This is a genomic window from Clostridium sp. B9, assembly GCF_050509515.1.
GTDB lineage: Bacteria > Bacillota > Clostridia > Clostridiales > Clostridiaceae > Sarcina.
The window spans coordinates 3,080,160-3,103,949 of record NZ_JBNWKA010000003.1; the positions used below are offsets into that span (position 1 = coordinate 3,080,160).

23 protein-coding genes and 1 other annotated feature are annotated in these 23,790 nt (G+C 28.2%); of the genes, 12 read left to right on the plus strand and 11 right to left on the minus strand.

The features are described from left to right. Nucleotides 1-78 precede the first annotated feature (78 nt). The 5 genes from ACQZHJ_RS13625 to ACQZHJ_RS13645 are packed head-to-tail and all read left to right on the plus strand — an operon-like array spanning nt 79 to nt 4,432. The gene (locus ACQZHJ_RS13625) at nt 79-618 is read left to right on the plus strand and encodes a helix-turn-helix domain-containing protein (protein ID WP_430486097.1); all 540 of its coding nucleotides are present in this window, start codon (nt 79-81) and stop codon (nt 616-618) included. 32 nt (nt 619-650) lie between these two features. Then, on the plus strand, nt 651-1,700 hold the full coding sequence (gene potA, locus ACQZHJ_RS13630; RefSeq protein WP_430486098.1) for a spermidine/putrescine ABC transporter ATP-binding protein: 1,050 nt from the start codon (nt 651-653) through the stop codon (nt 1,698-1,700). A 2-nt stretch (nt 1,701-1,702) separates the two neighbouring features. Continuing rightward, nucleotides 1,703-2,548: an ABC transporter permease gene (locus ACQZHJ_RS13635; protein ID WP_430486099.1), complete on the plus strand. Its 846-nt coding sequence runs from the start codon at nt 1,703-1,705 to the stop codon at nt 2,546-2,548. Beyond that, nucleotides 2,542-3,342: an ABC transporter permease gene (locus ACQZHJ_RS13640; protein WP_430486100.1), complete on the plus strand. Its 801-nt coding sequence runs from the start codon at nt 2,542-2,544 to the stop codon at nt 3,340-3,342. The genes ACQZHJ_RS13635 and ACQZHJ_RS13640 overlap by 7 nt, the downstream gene beginning before the upstream one ends. Nucleotide 3,343: 1 nt before the next feature. After that, nucleotides 3,344-4,432, plus strand: coding sequence for an ABC transporter substrate-binding protein (locus tag ACQZHJ_RS13645; protein WP_430486101.1), 1,089 nt, complete (start codon nt 3,344-3,346; stop codon nt 4,430-4,432). 33 nt (nt 4,433-4,465) lie between these two features. Here ACQZHJ_RS13645 and ndk read toward each other — a convergent pair whose 3' ends face one another. Next, nucleotides 4,466-4,897, minus strand: a complete 432-nt coding sequence (gene ndk / locus ACQZHJ_RS13650) for a nucleoside-diphosphate kinase (RefSeq protein WP_430486102.1) — start codon at nt 4,895-4,897, stop codon at nt 4,466-4,468. Between the two features lie 186 nt (nt 4,898-5,083). Between ndk and ACQZHJ_RS13655 the strand changes: the two genes are divergently transcribed. Beyond that, on the plus strand, nt 5,084-5,353 hold the full coding sequence (locus ACQZHJ_RS13655; RefSeq protein WP_430486103.1) for an acylphosphatase: 270 nt from the start codon (nt 5,084-5,086) through the stop codon (nt 5,351-5,353). Between the two features lie 133 nt (nt 5,354-5,486). On the opposite strand, the gene ACQZHJ_RS13660 is transcribed toward ACQZHJ_RS13655, so the two are convergent. Both ACQZHJ_RS13660 and ACQZHJ_RS13665 read right to left on the minus strand, forming a co-directional pair. Beyond that, a complete protein-coding gene (locus tag ACQZHJ_RS13660) occupies nt 5,487-5,639 on the minus strand; it encodes a hypothetical protein (RefSeq protein ID WP_430486104.1) in 153 nt (50 codons plus the stop codon). Between the two features lie 55 nt (nt 5,640-5,694). Next, a complete protein-coding gene (locus ACQZHJ_RS13665) occupies nt 5,695-6,261 on the minus strand; it encodes a hypothetical protein (protein ID WP_430486105.1) in 567 nt (188 codons plus the stop codon). 183 nt (nt 6,262-6,444) lie between these two features. Here ACQZHJ_RS13665 and ACQZHJ_RS13670 point away from each other — a divergent pair, with 183 nt between their 5' ends. Further along, complete coding sequence (locus ACQZHJ_RS13670; RefSeq protein ID WP_430486106.1) at nt 6,445-7,716, plus strand: D-alanyl-D-alanine carboxypeptidase family protein; 1,272 nt, start codon at nt 6,445-6,447, stop codon at nt 7,714-7,716. A gap of 126 nt (nt 7,717-7,842) precedes the next feature. Here the strand turns inward: ACQZHJ_RS13670 and ppaX are convergent, their stop codons facing one another. After that, nucleotides 7,843-8,484 carry a pyrophosphatase PpaX gene (gene ppaX / locus ACQZHJ_RS13675; protein ID WP_430486107.1) on the minus strand — a complete coding sequence of 214 codons (642 nt, stop codon included), beginning with the start codon at nt 8,482-8,484 and terminating at the stop codon, nt 7,843-7,845. A 134-nt stretch (nt 8,485-8,618) separates the two neighbouring features. Next, nucleotides 8,619-8,883, plus strand: a binding site (T-box leader). 188 nt (nt 8,884-9,071) lie between these two features. Between ppaX and asnA the strand changes: the two genes are divergently transcribed. The 5 genes from asnA (at nt 9,072) to ACQZHJ_RS13700 (ending at nt 12,854) form a co-directional block, all read left to right on the plus strand. Beyond that, nucleotides 9,072-10,082, plus strand: a complete 1,011-nt coding sequence (asnA, locus tag ACQZHJ_RS13680; RefSeq protein ID WP_430486108.1) for an aspartate--ammonia ligase — start codon at nt 9,072-9,074, stop codon at nt 10,080-10,082. Between the two features lie 111 nt (nt 10,083-10,193). Further along, the gene (locus tag ACQZHJ_RS13685; RefSeq protein ID WP_430486109.1) at nt 10,194-11,012 is read left to right on the plus strand and encodes a tetratricopeptide repeat protein; all 819 of its coding nucleotides are present in this window, start codon (nt 10,194-10,196) and stop codon (nt 11,010-11,012) included. A 108-nt stretch (nt 11,013-11,120) separates the two neighbouring features. Next, complete coding sequence (locus ACQZHJ_RS13690) at nt 11,121-11,507, plus strand: CidA/LrgA family protein (protein ID WP_430486110.1); 387 nt, start codon at nt 11,121-11,123, stop codon at nt 11,505-11,507. Continuing rightward, on the plus strand, nt 11,491-12,201 hold the full coding sequence (locus ACQZHJ_RS13695; RefSeq protein ID WP_430486111.1) for an LrgB family protein: 711 nt from the start codon (nt 11,491-11,493) through the stop codon (nt 12,199-12,201). The genes ACQZHJ_RS13690 and ACQZHJ_RS13695 overlap by 17 nt, the downstream gene beginning before the upstream one ends. Before the next feature lie 158 nt (nt 12,202-12,359). After that, nucleotides 12,360-12,854, plus strand: coding sequence for a hypothetical protein (locus ACQZHJ_RS13700; RefSeq protein ID WP_430486112.1), 495 nt, complete (start codon nt 12,360-12,362; stop codon nt 12,852-12,854). Nucleotides 12,855-13,286: 432 nt separating this feature from the next. Here the strand turns inward: ACQZHJ_RS13700 and ACQZHJ_RS13705 are convergent, their stop codons facing one another. The 7 genes from ACQZHJ_RS13705 to ACQZHJ_RS13735 form a co-directional block, all read right to left on the minus strand. Further along, on the minus strand, nt 13,287-15,449 hold the full coding sequence (locus ACQZHJ_RS13705; RefSeq protein WP_430486113.1) for a DNA topoisomerase: 2,163 nt from the start codon (nt 15,447-15,449) through the stop codon (nt 13,287-13,289). Nucleotides 15,450-15,739: 290 nt separating this feature from the next. Then, on the minus strand, nt 15,740-16,900 hold the full coding sequence (locus tag ACQZHJ_RS13710; RefSeq protein WP_430486114.1) for an amidohydrolase: 1,161 nt from the start codon (nt 16,898-16,900) through the stop codon (nt 15,740-15,742). 219 nt (nt 16,901-17,119) lie between these two features. After that, nucleotides 17,120-17,617 carry a TspO/MBR family protein gene (locus ACQZHJ_RS13715; RefSeq protein WP_430486115.1) on the minus strand — a complete coding sequence of 166 codons (498 nt, stop codon included), beginning with the start codon at nt 17,615-17,617 and terminating at the stop codon, nt 17,120-17,122. Between the two features lie 46 nt (nt 17,618-17,663). After that, nucleotides 17,664-19,706, minus strand: coding sequence for a sensor histidine kinase (locus tag ACQZHJ_RS13720; protein ID WP_430486116.1), 2,043 nt, complete (start codon nt 19,704-19,706; stop codon nt 17,664-17,666). Continuing rightward, nucleotides 19,696-21,585: a sensor histidine kinase gene (locus tag ACQZHJ_RS13725; RefSeq protein WP_430486117.1), complete on the minus strand. Its 1,890-nt coding sequence runs from the start codon at nt 21,583-21,585 to the stop codon at nt 19,696-19,698. Before ACQZHJ_RS13725 ends, ACQZHJ_RS13720 begins: the two co-directional genes overlap by 11 nt. 117 nt (nt 21,586-21,702) lie before the next feature. Beyond that, nucleotides 21,703-22,644: a tetratricopeptide repeat protein gene (locus tag ACQZHJ_RS13730; protein WP_430486118.1), complete on the minus strand. Its 942-nt coding sequence runs from the start codon at nt 22,642-22,644 to the stop codon at nt 21,703-21,705. A 141-nt stretch (nt 22,645-22,785) separates the two neighbouring features. Further along, complete coding sequence (locus ACQZHJ_RS13735) at nt 22,786-23,709, minus strand: alpha/beta fold hydrolase (protein WP_430486119.1); 924 nt, start codon at nt 23,707-23,709, stop codon at nt 22,786-22,788. Between the last annotated feature and the right edge of the window lie 81 nt (nt 23,710-23,790).

A 23,790-nucleotide genomic window follows, 5' to 3' on the forward strand; every position in this document is an offset into this window, starting at 1 on the left:
ATAATTATTTTTGTTTGTTTAGTAATTTTAAACTTAAAGTTTAGTAAAACTTATAATTAAGAAATAGAGGTGTGAAACTTGGAAATAGGAGATAAAATTAGACGTCTCAGAGTGGCCAAACAGTTAACACAAGAAGAATTAGCAAATAGATGTGAATTATCTAAGGGATTTATCTCTCAACTTGAGAATGACCTTACTTCTCCATCAATAGCTACTTTAATAGACATATTAGATATATTAGGTACAAACTTAACTGAATTCTTTAGCGAGGATACAAATGAAAAGATTGCCTTCTCTAAGGATGATATGTTTGAGACTGAAAACGAAGAATTAAAGTATAACCTAATGTGGCTTGTTCCAAATGCTCAAAAAAATGATATGGAACCAATAATGATTACTCTTGAGCCAGGTGGTCAATACATAGAAGAAGAACCTCATGAAGGTGAAGAATTTGGATATGTTTTATCTGGAACTATATACCTTCATCTAGGAGATAAAAAAGTAAAAGTTAAAAAAGGTGAGAGTTTCTACTACAAACCAAAAGCAAATCACTATATCTCAAACGCAGGGAAAGTTTCTGCAAAGGTTATTTGGGTAAGTACTCCACCATCATTTTAATTATGAAGATTTAGAAAGCAGAGGTGTTGAATTTGAAAGATAATAATATTATTGAATTAAAAGGAATCACTAAATCATATGGTAAAAATACGATTTTAGATAACCTTTCTTTAAACATTAAAAAGAATGAATTCCTAACTCTTTTAGGACCTAGTGGATGTGGTAAAACAACCACTTTAAAAATAATAGCTGGCTTTGAAACCGCAGATAATGGTCAGGTGGTCTTTGAAAATAATATTATTAATGACATACCACCTTATGAAAGACAACTAAATACTGTCTTCCAAAAATATGCTCTATTCCCTCACATGAACGTTTATGAGAATATAGCATTTGGATTAAAATTAAAGAAATTACCTAAAAATGTTATAGATGAAAAAGTTAAAGAAATGCTTAAACTTGTTGCCCTTGAAGGATATGAACAAAGAGATATTGAATCTTTAAGTGGTGGACAACAACAAAGGGTTGCAATTGCTAGAGCATTAGTTAATGAACCAAAAGTTCTTTTACTAGATGAACCTCTTGGAGCTTTAGATATGAAGCTTAGAAAAGGAATGCAACTTGAATTAAAAAGAATACAACAAAAACTAGGTATTACATTCATATTTGTAACTCACGACCAAGAAGAAGCTTTAACTATGTCAGATACTATAGTTGTTATGAACAAAGGGGAAATTCAACAAATGGGATCTCCAGAAGACATATATAATGAGCCTGCTAACTCATTCGTTGCTAAATTCATAGGTGAAAGTAACATAGTTGATGGAGTTATGTTAGATGACTATAAAGTTGAATTTGCTGGGAAAACATTTGATTGTGTAGATAAAGGCTTTGATAAAAATGAAAAAATAGAAGTTGTAATAAGACCTGAAGATTTTGAAATGGTTAAATATGAAGAAGGTATGTTAGGCGGAACTGTTAGTTCAGTTATCTTTAAAGGTGTTCACTACGAAATAGAAGTAAAGGATGAAAAATATACTTGGATATTACACAACACTAAACACGCTGAGGTAGGATCTAAAATTGGATTAAACCTTGATCCTGAAAGCATACACATAATGAAAAAAGAGAGTGATGTTTAAAAATGAAAAATTCTAATAAAAAGTTATCCTTTGCAGCTTATCCATATGTAGTATGGAGTGCATTATTTATAGTTATACCTTTACTTTTAATAGTTTTCTTCAGCTTTACTTCAAAGGTTGATGGAAGATTTGTGTTCTCTTTTGAGAACTTCCAAAGATTATTTGAGCCAATATACTTTGGCGTATTCGTGCGTTCAATTTGGCTTGCACTTTTATCAACTGTTTTATGTTTAATAGTTGGTTACCCTGTCGCCTATATAATTTCTAAACTTCCTATGAAGAGAAGAAATATTTTAATACTTTTATTCATACTTCCAATGTGGATGAACTTCCTACTTAGAACATATGCATGGATGGCTATATTAAGTAGAGATGGTCTTATAAATACTCTTTTAGGTTACATTGGAATAGGGCCTATAAAAATGCTTTATACAGATGGTGCAATATTACTTGGAATGGTTTATAACTTCTTACCATTCATGGTTATACCAATATACACAGTACTTATAAAAATAGATAAAAACTTAGTTAATGCAGCTTATGATTTAGGCGCTACTAAATCTCAAGCTTTCAGAAAAGTTATATTACCACTTAGTATTCCTGGAATAATCTCAGGTATAACAATGGTATTTATGCCAGCAGTATCAAACTTCGTAATTCCAAACCTTTTAGGTGGTGGAAAATATATGCTTGTTGGTAGCCTTATTGAGCAACAATTCACAACAATAGGTAACTGGAACTTCGGTTCTGCCCTATCAATATTTATGATGATATTAATATTAATCTCAATGGGATTTATGTCTAAATACGAAAGAAACGGTAAAGAAGGAGGTAAGCAGCTATGGTAAAAAAGTTAAGTGACTTTATATCTAAATTTTATTTAGCTATAGTTTTCATATTCTTATATACACCTATAGTAACTCTTATGATTTTCTCATTTAACAGTTCAAAATCTATGGCTGTTTGGGAAGGCTTCACTTTTGAGTGGTATACTTCTCTACTTCAAAATGAAAGAATATTAGAAGCACTTTATTATACAGTTCTTATAGCAGTAATAGCTTCCGTGGTAGCAACTATCATAGGAACTATAAGTGCTATTGGAATTAACAATATGAAAAGAGGTCCTAGAACCTTATTATTAAATGTAAACTACTTACCAGTTTTAAATCCCGATATAGTTACTGGTATTTCATTAATGACTTTATTTGCAATTGCCGGTACTCTATTTGGTCTTAAGCCAGGATTTTGGACTATGCTTTTAGCTCATATAACATTTGATATTCCATATGTAATATTATCTGTTTTACCAAAGCTAAGACAGCTTCCTCCAAACCTTACTGATGCCGCTTTAGACTTAGGAGCTACACCATCATACGCTTTAAGAAAGGTTATAATTCCTCAAATAATGCCTGGAATAGCTGCTGGATTCTTAATAGCTTTCACAATGTCAATTGATGATTTTGTTATAAGTTTCTTCACTACAGGACCTGGAGTTTCAAACCTTTCAATAGAAATTTATTCAATGGCTAGAAGAGGTATTTCTCCAGAAATAAATGCTCTTTCAACATTAATGTTTATAGTTGTTCTTGCATTACTTCTTATAGCTAATAAAAAACAATCTTTAGTGAAAGGAGAACGTTAATATGAAGATGAAAAAATTCCTAGCACTAGCTTGTACCGCTTTAATCTCAACATCACTCTTCGTAGGATGTGGTGCAAAGAAAAGCGATGAAAATGCTCAAAATCAAGATAATAGTAGTAACGTTCTTTATGTTTATAACTGGGGTGATTACATAGATCCTGACCTTATTACTAAATTTGAAGATGAAACTGGTATAGATGTTAAGTACGACGTTTACGATACTAACGAAATAATGTACCAAAAATTAAAAAGTGGAAATGTATCTTATGATATAATAATCCCTTCAGACTATATGATAGAAAAAATGAAAAAAGAGGATATGTTAGCTAAAATAAATTATGATAACATTCCTAATTACAAATATATTGGAAATGAATTTAAAGATTTAGCTTATGATCCAACAAATGAGTACTCAGTACCTTACATGTGGGGAACAGTTGGTATAATATATAATACTAAAAAAGTTACTGATCCTGTAGACAGCTGGGATATACTTTGGAATACAAAGTATAAAGACCAAGTAATAATGCCTGATAGTGTTAGAGATGCTATGGCAGTTGCTGAGAAAAAACTTGGCTACTCTTTAAATACAGAAAACCTTGATCAAATAGAACAAGCTAAATTAGAGCTTATGAAACAAAAGAAAGATGGATTAATCTTAGCTTATATGGTTGACCAAGTAAAAGACGTAATGGTAGCTGGTGAGGCATCACTTGCTGTTGCATGGTCTGGAGACGCCGTGACAATGATTGAAAGAAATCCTGATTTAGCTTATGCACTTCCAAAGGAAGGTTCTAATAAGTGGTTTGATGCTATTGCAATACCTAAAAATACTCAGCACAAAGAAAATGCTGAAAAATTTATAAACTTCCTTTGCGAGCCAGAAAACGCAAAACAAAATGTTGAATATATAGGATATTCTACTCCAAACACAGCAGCTTATGAATTATTACCTGAAGAAATAAGAGATGATAAAGTTGCATATCCTGATCCTGAATCACTAAAAAACTCTGAAGTATTTATTGATTTACCTGAAAAAATACTTAGAAAATATGATGAAGCTTGGTTAGAAATTAAATGTGTTTACTAAAAAAATGCATGTGCTTTGCACATGCATTTTCTATTATCCACAAATTTCTTCACATGAAGTTGTTGGGAACCATAATTTTATTTCTCTATCTGCACTTTCTAATGAGTCTGATGAATGAACTGAATTTTCTGTACCACTTAAAGCAAATCTTCTTCTTATAGTACCGAACTCCGCATTTTCAGGGTTTGTTGCACCATTTAAAGTTCTTACCTTATTAATAGCATCTTCCCCTTCCACAACTAAAGCAACTAATGGACTTCTTGTAATATACTTTATCAAAGAATCAAAGAAGTGTTTCCCATTATGTTCTTCGTAATGCTTTTCAGCAAATTCTTTAGTTATCTGCTTCATCTCTATTTCCCTTATCTTTAGTCCTGCTCCTTCATAAACTTCTAATATTTTCCCTATAATATTTCGCTCAACAGCATCAGGTTTTATTAAAACAAGACTTTTTTCTAAACTCATGAAAATTCCTCCTAAAAATTATTTCCCTTAAATATATTATACATAGAATTTCCTAATTATGTAAACATTAACAGGGATATTTGCATAATTTCTTCATTATTAATTTATTATTTCCACTTATATTTTTAAAATACATACTAATTATGTGTATTCTAATTATAATAATATTAAAGGAGGTGCTATTTTATGCTAAGAAAAGAATATTTAGTTGATGGTAAAGTTCAAGGGGTTGGGTTTAGGTTCTTTTGTAAATATCAAGCTAGTCTACTTTCTCTAACTGGTTATGCTAAAAACCTTGATGATGGTAAAGTTTTAATAGAAGCACAGGGAGAAGAAAACGCTCTTAGAAAGTTTAGATCTCAACTTTTAAAAGGAAATGGTTTTTGTAGAGTTACAAACATAGATGAAAAAGACCTTGCTATAGAAACTCGTGAAAGAAGATTTTCTACATACTAAAAAGCATAGGGCTGTATCACTCTCTCTAAACATAAACTTCCTACTCATAACTAACCTTTAGTATCATTATAAAAGTAGTTATTTAAGTTTATTGATTAAAGCTGTTACAGCCCTATGCTATACTACCTATAATCTAGGCATCACAACTTTCCTGTTCTGCTCCATATCTTGCACTACCATCCATATTGAACTCTTCACTATCTTTATAAGATATAAAAGTTCCATCGTTTGGTTCATGACCTTTTTTTCTTTTTCTCTCTTCTCTAGCCTGTTTATTATTTTTCATTTTATCACCCACCTTCAAAATTATTATTTCAAAGAATTGGTGTTTATATACTTTACTATAGATTTTCCCACATGTCTTCTAAACTATCATAATCAGATAAAACCTCATCCATTAAGTCTAAAGCTTCATCATTATTCCAATTTTTATATTTCTTAATCTTATTAATCATTATTACATTATCTTCTTTCCCATCTTTAACTAAAACAATACTTTCACATTCATCTCTATATTTAATCAAATCAGATTTTATTGTATTTTCAACTTCAATAGTCTTTATTCTATTGTTATATTCATCTCTGAAGTCTATAAGTATTCTTTCAGAATTAATAAGATTATTTAAAAACTCAAAATGCCAATTAAAACCGTAGTTTAACCACATATCATAAGTATTCTCTTCTTTATTATCAAATCGTATCATCATAAGAAATATATCCATTTTTTTATTGCTTATAATACTACTCTTTAGTCCAACTAAAACGTTATCTCCTATATCACATAGAGCATCTAAATAATCTTTAACAAAAATTATTGGAACATTTTTATCATCTACTTCAACTAGAAGTGGAATTAATGTACCCACCTCACTCTCCTTTAAAATATCATCTACAGTTAATCCTGCCATATATATCACATCCTAATTACAGATTAAATTTCTTTTAAAATATTCTTATATTATATAAGAAATATATTATTAATTCTATACTTAAACCATTACACTTACCAACTTTATTTTATTGTTATTATCCCCCATAGATGTTATAATTAAAAAAGTTTAATGAGACTTTAAAATTAGGAGAGATGAAAATTGATTAAATTTAAGAAAAAGCTTTTAAGTTCATTATTAGTTGCTTTATCAGTATCATTATTTACCCCAGCAAAAGCAACTGTACAAGCTGCTGAGATTCAACAACCTGATATAGTTGGTAAATATGCTGTAACACTTGATTATGATACAGGCGAAATTATTTATGCAAAGGGAATTGATGAAAGAGCATATCCAGCTAGTACGACAAAGGTTATGACTGGTCTGTTATTTGCTGAACATGCTAATAAAAATGATTCTCTTCCTTATACAGCTGATGCTAAGGCTCAACAACCCTATACATTAAATGATAGTTTTGGACCAATTCCTGTTGGTGAACAAATGAATGACAATGATTTAATGAAAGCATTACTTATGTTCTCAGCAAATGATGCTGCATATGTAATAGCAGATGGTGTGGCAGGCAATGCTCAGAAATTTAGTGATATGATGAACCAAAAAGTTAAAGACCTTGGTTTAAAAAATACTCATTTTGTTACTCCAAATGGATTACATGATGATGATCACTACACAACAGCTTATGATATAGCCGTTATAGTTCAAAATGGTTTCAAAAATCCTTGGGTTCAAGAAACAATGGGACTTAAAGAAAGTTCAATAACTGTTAATGGTAAAAAAGTAATTTTACATAATAGAAATAAAGAACTTGGTATCGACGGAAATATTGGTGGAAAAACTGGATTCACTACTCCAGCTGGTAGATGTTTAGTATCAGTTTACGAGAGAGACGGAAGAAAAATAGTAGGTGCAGTTTTATCTTCTCAATATGATGCTAAAGACGAAACAGTATTTAATGATATGAAAAAAATAATCGACTATAGCTATAATGTAGAGGAAGTTCCTTTCATAAAAGCTGATACAACAGTTGATACTATTCCAGTAAAATACAAATTATTCAGATGGTTTGGTCCAACTAAAACTATAGATATACCATTCACTGCTACTGAAAATATTAATTACTATGATAACTCTGTAAATGAAAAAGAAACTTCTAAATCAATAGATTTAAAAGGTATGAATGCTTGGCAAATAGCTTCTAATCCAGAATCAGCATCTGTTACTGTAGCTCAAAGAGCTTACACTAAAGATTATCCTGTAAAAGCTGATATAAGCACATTTACACTTATAAAAGTAAACTTCTTAAGCTACTTAGGAATATTAGTAATTGCTATACTTATAGTAGTTTTAATTCTATTCTTAATAAGAACAATTAACTTAAGAAAACGTAGAAGACGTAGAAGAAATATATTTTAATATAAAAAAAGATTTAGTCTAATTAGACTAAATCTTTTTTTATTTAAATTATATTTTAAGTGAGTGTTTATTACTATCTATATCTATAAATCAACTCTATTTTAAAATATAATCTTTATTTATAATCTACTTTAATTTGTTTACTATGTCTAAAATTTCAAGAGGCTTGTCCACCCAAAAATCTGGTTTACTCTCCTCTAATTTACTTAATGGTAAAGCTGTATATGTAACGCCACATGTTTTTGCTCCTCCATTTTTTCCTGCTAAAATATCATAAGGTGAATCTCCCACCATTAAAGCCTCCTCTGGCTTAACCCCTAATTCACTACAAGCTTTTAAAACAGGCTCACCTTCTGGCTTATGCTTAACTGTAACCTCTGGTGTTATAAAAGCATCAAAGTAATGGAATATACCCATTAATCTTGCTCCTCTTTCAGCCATATCTCTCTTCTTAGAAGTTACTACAGCTAACTTAATGCCCTGTTCTTTTAATGTTTCTAACATAAATTTTACTCCACTAAATTCTTTACATGTATTATCATGAAGCTCCATATTTATCTTTCTATAACAAGCTATCATCTCTTCTATTTTATTTTCATCATAAGCCTTAAAAGTTTCTTGTAATGGCTTACCATAATTAATTGTTATTTCTTCCTCCGATGGTTCTAAATTTAACATTTCTTTAAATGTATGCTGAAATGATTTTAATATCAATTCATTAGTATCTATTAAAGTTCCATCTAAATCAAATAAAACTGCTTTTATCATAAATTTTCTCCTTTTATCTACTTTTAAAACTGTATGTTTTTTCACCCATTATAACATAAAATTAAAAAAATTTTAAAAAACCCCTTCACAAAATATAAATTATAGTATATATTAGTTATTAAATAAATGAATTGCACAAAGCATTGATAGGAAGAAGTAATCCTAGGAAAGAGTTTTAGCGATTGAGGGACGGTGTAAGCCTCATACTATACCTTTGATGAAAAACATCCTTGAGCTTCTAACCGAACTTCAAAAATTATTTTTGAACAGTAGACTTAGACGGGTTTCTTTCCGTTAAAAGAAGAACAGTGTTAAGATGCACTGTATTAAAGTGAGTGCTTTTTGTGCTAACATAGGTGGTACCGCGGAGATTATGATTATTCAGCCTTCGTCCTATTTAATTATAGGATGAGGGCTTTTTTATATTCTCTTTTATATATTATAAAAATTCTTAAGAAATAAATTATACGTATAAAAATATTTTTAATTTTAAAAACTTGTTTGGGGCCTAACAAAATTTATTATTAAAAACGGTAATGTAAATACTAATACATACCATACTATTTTAATTTAAGGAGTTGTTTTAAATGGAAAAATTATTTATACCACAAGATTATAAACCACTATTATCACTTAGAGAAACTGAGGTAGCTATAAAAGAGCTTAAAGACTTTTTTGAGGATTCATTAGCTGAAAACTTAAACCTAACAAGAGTTTCTGCACCTTTATTTGTTAACGAGTGCTCAGGACTAAACGACAACCTAAATGGAATTGAAAGACCTGTAAGCTTTGATATGAAAGCTATGCCAGAACTTAATATTCAAATAGTTCACTCTCTTGCTAAATGGAAAAGACTTGCTCTTCATAGATATGAGTTTGAACACGGTGAGGGACTTTATACTGATATGAACGCCATAAGAAGAGATGAGGATTTAGATAACATTCACTCTGTTTATGTTGACCAATGGGATTGGGAAAAGATAATCTCAAAAGAAGAAAGAAATTTAGCCACTTTAAAATCAACTGTAAAATCAATCTATAAAGCTTTCAAAGATTCAGAAGACTTTATAGTTTCAAAGTATCCACATATAGAAAAATTACTTCCTGAAGAATTAACTTTCATAACTTCTCAGGAACTAGAAGATAAATATCCAGATCTTACTGGAAAAGAAAGAGAAACTGCAATTTGTAAAGAATATGGTGCAGTATTCATCATAGGTATCGGTGGTAAATTAGCTTCTGGGGAAAAGCATGATGATAGAAGCCCAGACTATGATGATTGGACATTAAACGGTGATTTATTATTCTACTATCCTCTTTTTGGTGAAGCTGTTGAACTTTCATCAATGGGTATAAGAGTTGATGAAGAAAGTCTTTTAAAGCAATTAGAAATAGCTGGTTGTGAGGATAGAAAAAATTTACCATTCCATAAAATGCTTCTTGAAGGTAAGTTACCTTACACTATAGGTGGCGGAATCGGTCAATCAAGAATATGTATGTTCTTCTTAAGAAAAGCTCATATTGGTGAAGTTCAAGCTTCTATGTGGGACCAAGATATGATTAGAAAATGTGAAGAGAACAACATTCATTTATTATAATATAATAATTTTATTAAAATTTAATTTAACATTTAAAAATTTCAATATTATCCAACTTACAAATATAGTATAATCTTCTTAATAAGCAATAAAAAAAAGGGGGATAATTTTATGAATAAAAAAGGGGCTAAAAATCTTCTTAATCTTCTGATAGTAATTGGAATAGTCTTTTTTATGATTAAAGTAAGTTTGCTAATGGGGAGCATCCTGCTTATATCATTTTTAGTATTTAAGTTAACAGTAAATAAGCATTTAATACACATGTTCAAAGGAGCTAAGGAGCTGAAATCAAATAATCTTAAAGAAGCTTTGGGATATTATAGAAAAGCAGCTCTTTGTCCTAACTCTAATGTTAAGGCTATAAAAACTTATGTATTTTTAGAATTAAAGAAAGGCTCTTATAGCGAAGCTTTAGAAACTCTAAAGTCTATAATTTCAAAAAGAAAATTCTTACCCGAAGATGCTAATCAACTTGATTTGCTTCAAGCTATACTTTACTGGAAACTTGGAGAAACAAAGACTTCTCTTCAAATACTAAGTGACTTAAAAGAAAACAACTTTAAATCTCTTGATTTCTATGAGGTTTATGGATATGTTCTAATTCAAGATGAAGATTTTGAAAAAGCAATTTCTATAAGCAAAGAAGGGTTAAAAATTGATGATTTAAGCCAAATAATCAGAGCAAATCTTGGTGAAATATTTTATAGGATCGGCGATATTGAACAAGCTTGCTTTTATTTTAATGAATTGATTGATGAATGTGCAAACTTTGCTGAACCATATTATTTTATGGGAATCATATCAAAAGAAAAAGATGATTCATATAAAGCTAAGGAACTTTTAAACAAAGCACTTAAGTATGATGAGTCTATTCTAAGCAACCTATCAAAAAATGATATAGAAAACGCTTTAATAAGTATAAATCATTAATTTTTATGAATTTTGATTATAGCTTTAATTGTAAATTCATTCTATAATGTATAAGGAACATGAAAATGTTCCTTATATTTTTTTAATAAAAAAGGAAGTGATTATCTAGTGAAGCTTTTAAGAGAGATGCTTATTGTTGTTTTAATCTACTTCATAGGCGAGTTCATTTCTAAAAGTTTTATACATAGTGTACCTGGAAATATTATTGGAATGTTAATATTGTTAGTTTTACTATGTACTAAAGTTGTTAAAGTAGAAGCTATTGATACTGTTGCTCAATTCTTCTTAGATCATTTAGCCTTTTTCTTTGTTCCTGCAGGGGTTGGACTTATGACATCTGTTGGATTATTAGAAGGAAATGTTCTAAAATTATTATTCATATGTATCGCATCAACATTTATAGTAATAGGTGTTACAGGATTAGTTGTACAAGCTTTAATAAGAAGAAAAGAAAAAAAATTATTAGGAGATGAAATCAATGAGCAGCATTGTTAACAACCCCTTATTTGGGATTTTATTAACCCTTTTCGCCTTCGAAATTGGTATGACCATTTATAAAAAAACTAAATTCCCACTTTTCAATCCACTATTAATAGCCATTGCAATTGTAATAGCTGTACTAGTTACATTCCATATTAAATTTGAAACTTATAATATTGGAGGTAACTTTATAAATGCATTCTTAGGACCTGCTACTGTAATATTAGCAGTTCCATTATATAAACAACTAAAACTTTTAAAAGATCATTTTGTTCCTATAATTACAGGTATCATAGTTGGTAGTTTAGCATCAATGTGTTGTGTTGTTATAATGGGATATTTCCTAGGAGTAAATCATGAACTTATAGCTTCCCTAGTTCCAAAATCAGTTACAACACCTATAGGGGTTGAAGTAGCTAGTGGACTTGGTGGAATACCTTCAATAACAGTTATAGCAATCATAATAACAGGTATTACAGGTGCTGTAATAGCTCCTATGGTTTGTAAACTTCTTAAAATTGAACATGAAGTTGCAATGGGTGTTTCAATGGGAACAGCAGCTCATGCAGTTGGTACTACAAAAGCTCTAGAAATTGGTGAAACTCACGGTGCAATGAGTTCATTATCAATAGGTGTCGCTGGATTAATAACAGTTTTCTTAGCCCCACCAATATATATGATAGCAGCTTTAATATTAAACCTTGCATAAACAGTGATAAAATTTCACTGTTTTTTCTTTTTTATAGACTATATTCCTTTAATTATAGAAATACTAAAAATAAACTACTCTATTTTATAAAGGTTTAACTTAGTTAAACCCACATTTATACTAGAGGTTTAAAAAGCTTATAATTAAGGAGAATATTTATGAAAATGTCAAAAAAAATTTTAGCATTCTTTTCACTAGCAGTACTTTTAAATCCATCAACACTAAATTTAAATGCAGTCCCCTTAAACTCAGCTTCAATAAATATTGAAGCTAAAGAAACATTTAATGAAGAGAGTTCACTTCAATCCAGAGAATTTATTCATGAAATAACTGCCTTCTCAATAGAAAAAAATACTCTTAATTTAATAATAAATAACATATTCAAAGAAGGCGATACACTCTTTATAGATGCTTATTTTCTAAACACTACAGAAAATACTAAATTTGAAACCTTAGAAAACTTCAATTTATCAATTCATGATGCTAATGATAAAGAAGTTCTAAACAAGACTTATAAAACTGTAGTAATTCCTCAGGGTTTATCACCTAATCACGGAAGAAAAATTCTCTTCCCAATAGAAAAAGAGTTCTTTGACCTAAAAGACAAAGACCTCTCTAAAATAACCTACAAATTCACTTTTGATTATATTTAATCAATAATATACTTTAACTTATAAAACTTTAAATTTGCCTACCTTAAAATATTACTTAAGATTCGAATTTCACCCCAAAACTTTCTTTTAAATAAGCATTACTTTTAAAAGAGAAGCTAATAATAAAAAACATATAAATATTATGAAGAAAATATCTACATAAGCTTTATATGTTTTTTATTGTTTTTAAACTTTTGCTATGTTTTAAGACATTATTGATTTTTAGATATAGCTGAAAGACCATCTTAATGAGTATTAGAGTTTCATTGTATATGTAAGAATAATAGCATTAAGAAGCGAAGCTGTTTGACCGAAGGGAGTTCTTCGCTTTAGCTATTATTCTGGAATAGACAATAGAAACTCTTTGCGAAATTAAGTTATGTCTGAAGATATATCTAAAAATCAACACGTCATTAAAACACAGATTAACATTTAAATAAACTCCATTCTCCATTTGAAGTAGCCTTTTTCTTCATCTTTTTCATAAAAGAAATATGCTGCAAAGGTATTTCCTTTTCTACTTTTAATATTTCTAAATCCAACTTTTCCGTTTGCTAATAAAAGTTTTACCATTTGTGAAGTTACTTGCTTTCCAAAAGAATTTATATACTTATCATTTTTCCAAATAGTATATTTACATCCATTCTTCCAGTTTACGCATCCAAACCCCTTTTCTCCTTCTATTACAGGGTTTCCACAGTTCGGACATGTGCCTAAAACCTCTACTCCTTCTGGCGCTTCTACCTTTATATGTTTTGCCATTGAATCATCATTCTTTATAGCCTTAACACCTTCCACAGTAAAGTTTCTTATAAGTTCTAAGAAATCTTCCTTTTTAACCTTCCCTCTTTCTATGTCTGATAGAGTTTTTTCCAATCTTCCTGTATACTCTAAGTCTAGAAGCTCTTTTACTGGGAATATTTCAACTATAGTTCTTCCTAAATCTGTGCAAGTTAAACTCTTACCCTTTGTGGTTATATATCCTACATCCTTAAGTTTTTTTATAGTTTCAGCTCTAGTTGCTGGTGTTCCTATACTAAATCCACTTAGTATAGATGCCATCATCTCTTCGCTATCTTCCTCAGAATCTTCTTTAAAACTCTTACCACAGGTCTCCATAACTCTTAGTAATGTCTTCTCTGTATGCTTTTTAGGTGGTTTCTTAGTTACTTTATTTACCTTACTATCAACCACATCAACAATATCCTTCTCATTTACCATTGGAAGTATTGTATCTTTACTATCTATTTTTTCTACAACTCTCCATCCTTCTACTAACTGAACCTTCCCTTTTGAGATAAATGTCCCCTTAACCTCTGGATCATTAACCTTTGAAGTTATTTTTGTCTCTTCAAATTCAGCTACTGGCATGAATTGCATTAAAAATCTATTCTTAACTGCAGTATAAACTATTCTTTCATCTTGAGTTAAGTTGTTTGGTTTCATATAAGTTGGAACTATGGCACTATGGCTCTCTACCTTTGAATTATCAAAAACTCTCTTACTCTGAACAAATTTTACTTGCTCTTCATAAGGTAATCCAACTTTAAGCTTCTCTAAAACATTTCTCGTTCTATCAACTAAACTTTCCTCTAAAGCTATGCTTCCCGTTCTAGGATATGTTATAAACTTCTTTTCATATAAAGATTGGGCAACCTTTAAAACTTTGTCTGAAGTCCAACCTTTATATTTACTTGTTATATATCCTTGAAGATTTGAAAGATTAAATAAAAATGGTGGATATTCTTTTTTCTTTTCAGTTTGTTTTTCAATTATCTCAGCATTTTTTCCTTTTAGTTTAGCTTTTATATCATCTAAAACTTTCTTATCTTCAAACTTCTCTGAATTATTTTCATAATAAGTTCCATCAAACTCTTCATTCTGAGTAGTTTTAAATGTAGCATTTAATTTATAATAAGCACTTGATTTAAAGTTCTCTATCTCTTTATCCCTATCATAAATTATCTTTAAAGTTGGAAGAAGAACCCTTCCTATGTTAAGGATTTGCCCATCATTTAATTTATATTTAATTGTTGTTACTGAAGTTAAGTTTATTCCTATTATCCAATCTGCCCACTGTCTACCTATACCTGCATCCTGAAGTGACTGCATTTCTTCATTAGGTTTCAATTGTTCCATTCCTTTTTTAACCTCAGTAGGTGTCCATTCATTTAATAAAAGTCTATAAACAGGTTTTTTTTCTTTAAAATAAAGGAATATTTCATCTGCTATAACCTGTCCCTCTCTATCAAAGTCAGTTGCTGATATTATTCCATCTACATCATCTCTATCAATAAGACCTTTTATTATTTTTATCTGCTTTTCAGCACCTTTATCAATCATATTTCTATTCATAGAATCTTGCTTGATTTTATATTTAAAGGATTCAGGAATAAATGGAAATTTCTCCATTCTCCAACCCTTCATATTTTCATCATAGTCCTTTGCATCAAATAACTGTAGTAAATGACCAAAAGCCCAAGTTATAAGATAATTTTCTCCTTCAAAGTATCCATCTTTTCTCTTTTTTATATTTAAAGCATCTGCAATATTTCTAGCAACAGATGGTTTCTCTGCAATTATGACCTTTTTCAAAGTATCACTCCTAATTATTATCCTTTTGTTACAAGAAAGATTTTACTTCCTATTATGTATCTTTGACAAATAAACTTATTTCAAGCCATTAAAATAATAAACTCACAGCCTATAAAGACTGTGAGTATTCATTTATCCCTAAAAAAACATATTACTCTTTAAATTTCTATCATAAAAGAATCACATATTAAATTCATGACATTTTACTTCTAATAAGTAGAAATTAAATTATTTTAAGCTCAAAATAATTTCAAAACATTATTTATTATAATATAAAATCAATTTTATTCCTAGTCTTTATAAACCACTTCTCCATCTATAATAGTATAAATAGTCTTTGTGGCTATTTCAAATGGACTTCCATTTAATATTACTAAATCTCCATCCTTACCTTCTTCTAAGCTTCCTACTCTCTCCTCTATTCCTATTATCTCAGCAGGATTTATTGTTATGGCATTTAACGCTTCATTAAAGCTTAAACCTTCTTTCATAGCCATACCTGCACATAATGGTAAATTATCTATTGTAACCACAGGATGATCAGTAGTTATGGCAACTTTAACCCCTTTATCCACTAAAACTTTAGAAGTTTTAAAAGTTTTATTTAAAGTTTCTGCTTTCCCATTAAAACTTAAAGTAGGACCAACAATTGCATTTAATCCTTCCTTTTTAATATAGTCAGCTATTAAATGACCTTCTGTACAGTGGTCTAAAGTTATTTTTAAATTGAATTCTTTAGCTATCCTGATAGCAGTTAAAATATCATCTGCTCTATGAGCATGAGATTTCATTGGAATCTCTCCATTTAATAACGGAAGTAATGCTTCATATCTTAAATTTTTAGCAAAATATTTATCTTCTATTTCTGCATCTATTTTTTTATTTCTATAATTAATTGCCTCAGTTAATGTTTCTCTTAAAAGGGCAGCAATTGCCATTCTCGTTTTAGGCATTTTATTTTTTTCATTTCCATAAACTCTTTTAGGATTTTCTCCAAAAGCAACCTTCATCGCTACTGGTTCTTTTAAAACCATATCATCGATGCAAATTCCAGATGTTTTTATAGCAGCAAACTGTCCTCCTATAATATTAGCACTTCCAGGTCCTATTACAGCTGTTGTAACACCAGATTTCCTTGCTGAATCAAAACCTCCATCTAAAGGATTTATTCCATCTATGGCTCTCATATGAGGTGTTATTGGGTCACTAGCTTCATTTGTCCCATTTCCTGCACCTTTATTTCCCTCTTCATGAATTCCAAGATGACAATGCGCCTCTATAAACCCTGGAAAAATCATTAGTCCATCTGCATCAATAATTTCTTCATCCTTTATGTAATCACTTAAATCTTCCCCAAGCTTTTCAATCTTTCCTTCTCTAATTAAAATATCTCCTTTTTCATAAACCTTATCATTACTACAAGTAAATATTTTACCATTTCTAATTAACATATATTCTCCCCCTTTAAATTCATCTCAATTTCTTACTAATAATTATATCACTAAATATTATTTTTATATTAATCTAAGCACTAAAACAAAAATTATCAACATTAGTTTCCTAAAAAATAAAGCTTATAAAATATTATGAGTTTTTTTGATTAATAAGTAATTTTCAATGATTAAACTCACAATATATTTATAAGCCAATTAATTTTATAAAATTTTTATTTACATCTCATTTAACATCCATATAAAGAAATTTAAAACTCCTACAAAAGAAACCCAAGCTATATATGGAATCATAAGCAATCCAGAAATCTTATCAAACCTAAAGAATTTTATTGTAGTAATTATTATTAATATTAATAAAATTATTAATTCAATAAATGCTAGTCCATATAATTTAAAATAAAAGAATATAAAACTCCAAGCAAAGTTTAATATAAGTTGTAACCCATAAATAAGTAAAGTCCCCTTAGCCTTTTCACCTTCTTTATATCTCTGATAAATTCTATAAGCAGCAATCCCCATAAGTATGTAAAGTATTGTCCAAACTATAGAAAAAACCCATGCTGGTGGGCTAAACCAAGGCTTATTTAAAGACTCATACACCTCTGTACTTCCACTTATAAATTTACTAATTACAAAACCACCACCTAATGTTATTAAAATGCTGATTATTAAGTCACCTAAATTAAACTTGCCATTTACTTTAAATATATTCATATACACCACCCCTCAAGGTAAGTATATGTTTATTGTGAATCATATATTATACATAAATATCTGAAAACTCAATTTCGGCCTTTTCTAATATGTTATATATTTCATTGTCCATATAATGTTCATCCCTAGAATTTTCTTTAAATAAATCAACATTATAAAAATACAATTTAAATTGATTTCCATCACCTTCATAAATGTTAAGCTTTAAATCACCGCCTTGCATTTTCATAAGTGACTTACTTATATAAAGACCTAATCCACTACCTTCTTGGGTCCTATTTAAAGACTTATTATTTTTAGTGAACTTATCAAATATATATTTTTGTTCATCATAACTAATTGATACACCATCATTTTCTACTAATATTACTAAATCTCTTTCTTCAAAATATATTCTCACATATATATTCCCATTTTCTTTACCATACTTAACTGAATTTGATAATATATTTAATACTATTCTCTCTAAGAAATCTCTATCAAAAGCTATAAATATTTCCTCAAAATCTGGATCAAACACAAAATTTATATTCTTCTTTCTTATATAACTTGATGAAGCTTCCAATATATTTTCCACAACTTCAACTATGTTATAAACTGTTACCATAGCTTCAATATGCCCTTCTGATATTCTATTAGCATCTATAAAGTTATTTATTGTTCTTATAAGCCTTAAACAATTTTGTCTTATTATAAAATTATTTCTTGTAACTGACTTTATATTTTGCGATTTGATATTTATATCATTTAATTGAAGAGCTGAATTTATAACATTTATTGGAGTTCTTAATTCGTGGCATATATTGGTAAAAAACTCTCCTTTTACATTCTCTTCATCTAACTTCTTGCTTAAATAACTATTTAACCTTAAAGCATTATTTCTATTAGTAACATCTTTTAAAATTATAATCTTATAAATGTCTGAGAATTCTACTGTATAAATTTCTCCCTCTAAAAATTCATTATTATTATTTCTAAATATTATCTCACTATAATTATTTTTACTATTGCTATTAGCTTTGGCATAAATCAATTTACTATTTATTCTTTTATTTATCTCATCTATCTCTTCAAAAAATATGGACTCTCCTCTTTTTATATCAATAAATTCTAATGCTTTATCATTAAGGTAAAACAATTTATTTCTATTAAACATAAATAAACAGTCTCCTATTTCTGAAATAACCTTATTAAAAAGTCTTTCTTCTTTAACTAAAATATCCTCTAATTCTTTTAATTCTTTTAATTTTTTATTTAAATATTTTTTATTCTTTTTATATTCATTTCTTTTCTTATGAATTGATTTATTTATTTCATTAAAGCTCTTATTTAATGATAGTCTTATTATTCCTTCAGCTAAAATATAATAACTTATAAAATGAAGCAATAGTCCAAAAGCTAATTCTAGAGAATATGATGATATATTTAAATCCAAATTATTTAAAAGTATGAAATCTCCAATTGAATTTAATAATAAATATAGTGCTGTATAATAAAAGAATTTATCTGATGTATTTTCTGATTTGCTAGCAAGCATAATAAAATTTAATAAAAACATTATAAGCACATACAAAAATATAAAGTCATTCTCATATAAAATATTAATTACCAAATCAATTAACTCACTATTTAATATTAACAGCACATAGATAGCATTTACCAAAATCGTTGTAGATAAGAGTTTATATTTTAACACTTTAAAGTCCTCTTTTTTCAACTTACTATCTACAGCTAGTGTAAAAGAAATATTTTGGATTAAAATACTAAATATCTTATAAGATAAAAAGTATTTTAAACTATATGCTCCATTTAGATCGTCAATTAAAAATAAAATTTCAGGTATCATAATCCAAAATATAGCTATACATATATAAGATGTTAAATTTTTCTTATTAATAATTCTGCTACTTTCCCCTATTAATATGGCAGTTCCCATTAATATTATTGATGTTACCTTAAGTAACTTATAATAGAAATTATAATTATATTCATAAATCTCAAAAGCTCCTACAATTACTATAGCAATACATACTACTCTTAAAAGATAATATTGTAATTTCGGATTTTCATCAATAACCTTATATTTCACAAGTATTCTCCCTACTAAACTCTAACCTTATATTTGTTCCTACATATTTTATTGAATCTATTTTTATAGTTCCATTCTGTAATTCAACTAAATTTTTAACAATATACAAACCTATTCCTGTACTTTTATTTTTTAACCCTAAGCTATTTTCCACTTTATAATACTTGTCACAAGCCCTATTTAAAAAATCTTTCTCCATGCCTTCTCCAGTATCACTAAAGTCAATAAAAACCTTCTTTTTGCTAGCTTTTATATTTACACATATTCCACCATGTCTTGTGTGCTTTATGGAGTTTGAAATTAAATTTATAACTATTCTTTGCATAAATTCCTGGTCACATTTAACGAATACCTCTTCTTCATTAGTATCAAAAATATATGCTAATTCTTTATCCTTTATATACTCAGAAAGCTTATCTATAGAATCTTCAACTAAATCTACAATATTATATACTTTTAAATTAGGTTTAAGATAATCATAGTCTATCTTCGATGAATCAATTAAATTGTTAGCTAATCTCATAAGTGTAATGCAATTTTCTTTATTTACCTGATTATAATAATCAATTCTCTCCAAACTATTAGACTCTAATATTTTTTTTTGCAATTGAGTTGATGTATATATAACATTAATAGGAGTTTTTAAATCGTGAGAAATACTAGCTAAGAAATCTTTTTTTATTTGTTCCTCTAAACCTTTTTTATTTAAGTTTCCCTTTATCTTCTCTGCGTGTTTCAGTTCACTTATATTCTCAAGAGATATTATCAAATTTTCCTTAGTATCTGCTATTATTTCTAAGTTCCAAAATTTCTCTTCCCCTTTACAAACTGCATACCCTACTCCTCGTTTAGATAAAATAAACATATCCTTATTTTCAACCTTAATTAAATCAAATATATTCTTATTTATTAGTTCTCTTTTATTTTTTATTTTAAACTCCTTTGTGAACTCTTTATTAAAAGTAAAAATTCTTAAATTATTTATATTTAGAACTATCATAGGCTTAGGTACATTTTCTATAAAATCTTTAAAATAATTTTCTTTACCTTTGATCCTCTTATTAAACCTTTTAAAAGCATTATTGCTACTTTCCATTCTTTTATTTAGTCTTCTAATCTTTGAATTTTTTTCAATAATTTTTTTATTTAAATTATCATAAGGTTTTCTTATTACTACATCAGCTACTCCAATATATATAATTATATAAACAAAGATTTTTATTATATCACTTATTAAAAGTAATCCTCTTATCTCAAAGTGAAAAGTAATTAAATCTAAAAAATTAACAAGTATATTCAAAATAACCAATAGTTTTAAGTAATTTATAGATTTATCTATTATTAGTTTAAAATCTCTAAATTGAAATAATATAATTGTAAACAATATTGTTGTTATCCCAAAAAAAATATAAATATTGCTAAGAAAGGAACTAATAAATGCTATTAATCCCATAAAACCAATTATCACTACATTAAGTTTTCTTGGTCTCTTATTATAAGCTACAATAATAAAACAATATATACTTTCAAGTATTAAAGCAATAGAAACACCTTGCAATTGTATATATTCTAATATTTTTGTTTCAGAACATGATGCAAGTAAATATACCAATGTAGAAAACTTTAATAATGCTATTGTAAGAAGACAAAAGCTAATAATTTTAAATCTATATCTATTAGAAAATTTCAATATACTTGTGCTAATAAATGTTATTGCAAATATTAATACAGTTTCTATAACTGTAGATAAATTTAAAGCTACATATGGATTAAAAATATAAACTATAATCAAAATAATATTTATAATAAAGAAACTTTTTATTAAATTTCTAGTTTTATTCCATTTAAGATACATATATTTATATTGAATATAATCCAAAACTTCTCCCCCTTATTTTGTCATACAGTTATACATTACCATATTTTTTTTATAATTCTATTTATTTTTTGTAAATATTGTATTTTATTGTTGTTTTATAAAAAAAGAACACTAAAATTAGCATTCACCAAATTCTAGTGTTCTTATAAATTCTTTAAATCTATTATTATTTCTAACTTGAACTAGATCATTGTCTTTATTTATATACTTCATAAATCCAGGATAATATTCAACTGCTTTAATTAAATCATCTACCGCATCCTCTATATCTTCTCCTAACAAAGCTTTGAAGCAACTTCTATTATAAAATAAGAAATGATTTTGAGGATTAAATTTAATTCCTAAAGATAATATCTCTATTCCTTTTTTAATATTTCTTTCTTCTTTATAAATTACAGCTAAATTTAAGAATGTGTATGGATATCCAAAGTTCTTTTTCATAGATTTCTCATAAAAGACTTTTGCTTTATCAAATATATTTAATCTTTTATATATTACCCCCATATTAAATAAAGCTAAATAATGTTCACCATCAATTTGTAACGCCTTGGAGAACATTCTATAGGCATCTTGAAGCATATCTCTCTCTTCATATATAGAGCCTAAGTTAATATGAGCCCAAAAATCTTCAGGACATATTTCAATAGTTTTCTTGTAATATTCTATAGCTCCATCCTTATCACCAAAGTTATCTAAAGCGTTAGCCAAGAAAAACAAAGCCCTATCATAAACAGGATTAATCTCTATAGCTTTACTATATAAATCAATTGCCATACCATACTCTTCTGCCTCATCATATATGACAGCTAAGCCATAATATGCTCTTACCTCACAAGGATTTATCTTTAAAGCTTCCTTGTATTTCTCCTTAGCTTTCTTACTATCTCCAATCTCATCAAACATAAGGGCTATGCTTATTATCAAATCTATATCTTTATCATCACCTAATAATTCTTCTGCTCTCAAATAGAAATTTAAAGCCTTTATTAAATTCCCCTCATCATGAGCTTTATCTCCGTTTCTTATATAATTATCTATAACTCTATAATCATTTTTCATACTTATTCCCTACTTTTCTAAAACTTAAATTAAATAACATGTCTTGATTTAATTATACCCTATATCCAAATAGAAAATGGGCTGTATCAAAATAACTTTCTAATAACCCCCCGTTAAATCATAGTTAATTATATATATCTTTTATATCTTTTTCAATAACCAACTAATTGTATCATTCATAACTTCTTCTTTATTCCACTCATTCAACATTTCATGTCTTCCATCTTTATATAGCTTATAAGAAACATCATTAAGTCCAAAACTCTTTAACTTATCATTTAAATTTACTATGCCTTTACCAAAATTTCCGACCGGATCTCTATCACCAGCAAATATATAAACAGGCATTTCCTTATTTATTTTTTTCATATTCTCTTCTTTATGTATGCTTCTTATTCCTCTTAATAAATCATAATAAAATGAACTTGAACAAATAAATCCATATCTTTCATTAGCTATATATTTATCTACTTCTTCATTTACACTACAAAGCCAATCATACCCTGTTCTAGATGGTTTAAAATTTCTATTAAACCCTCCAAAAACAAGTTTGTCCATAAGCTTACTACTGTGTTTTCTTCCCTTTAATTTAATTTCAGCATTTGCTATTAACTGCCCTAAGGGTGCTAACTTATCTGGTTCTCCATTTGTTCCTGATAAAACTAAAATATCTATTAATTCACCATGCTCTTGTATAAGTCTCTGGCTTATGAAAGAACCCATACTATGCCCAAACAATATTACTTTTTTTCCTTTATGGAATTCTTTTGTCTTTTCTATAAATTCTTTAGCATCTTTAACCATCCATTCAAAGCCTTCATCGTCTGCTATATATCCCAAATCATCTTTAGACTTAGCTGTAAATCCATGACCTCTATGATCGTGTGCATAAACTAAAAATCCATTTTCAACAAGTTTTTCTGCAAACTCATCATATCTAATAGCATCCTCTGTCATACCATGTAATATGTGAACTATAGCTTTATATTCAGTTTTGTCATTACTCCATCTGTATCCCTGTAATTCTAATCCTTCACTATCTTTTAATATAAAACTCTTTCTCAAAACAACCTGCTCCTTTTTAGACTATTTAGTATAAAAACTTCTTATATATTAACCATACTACTAAAATTATAATCTTTAAAT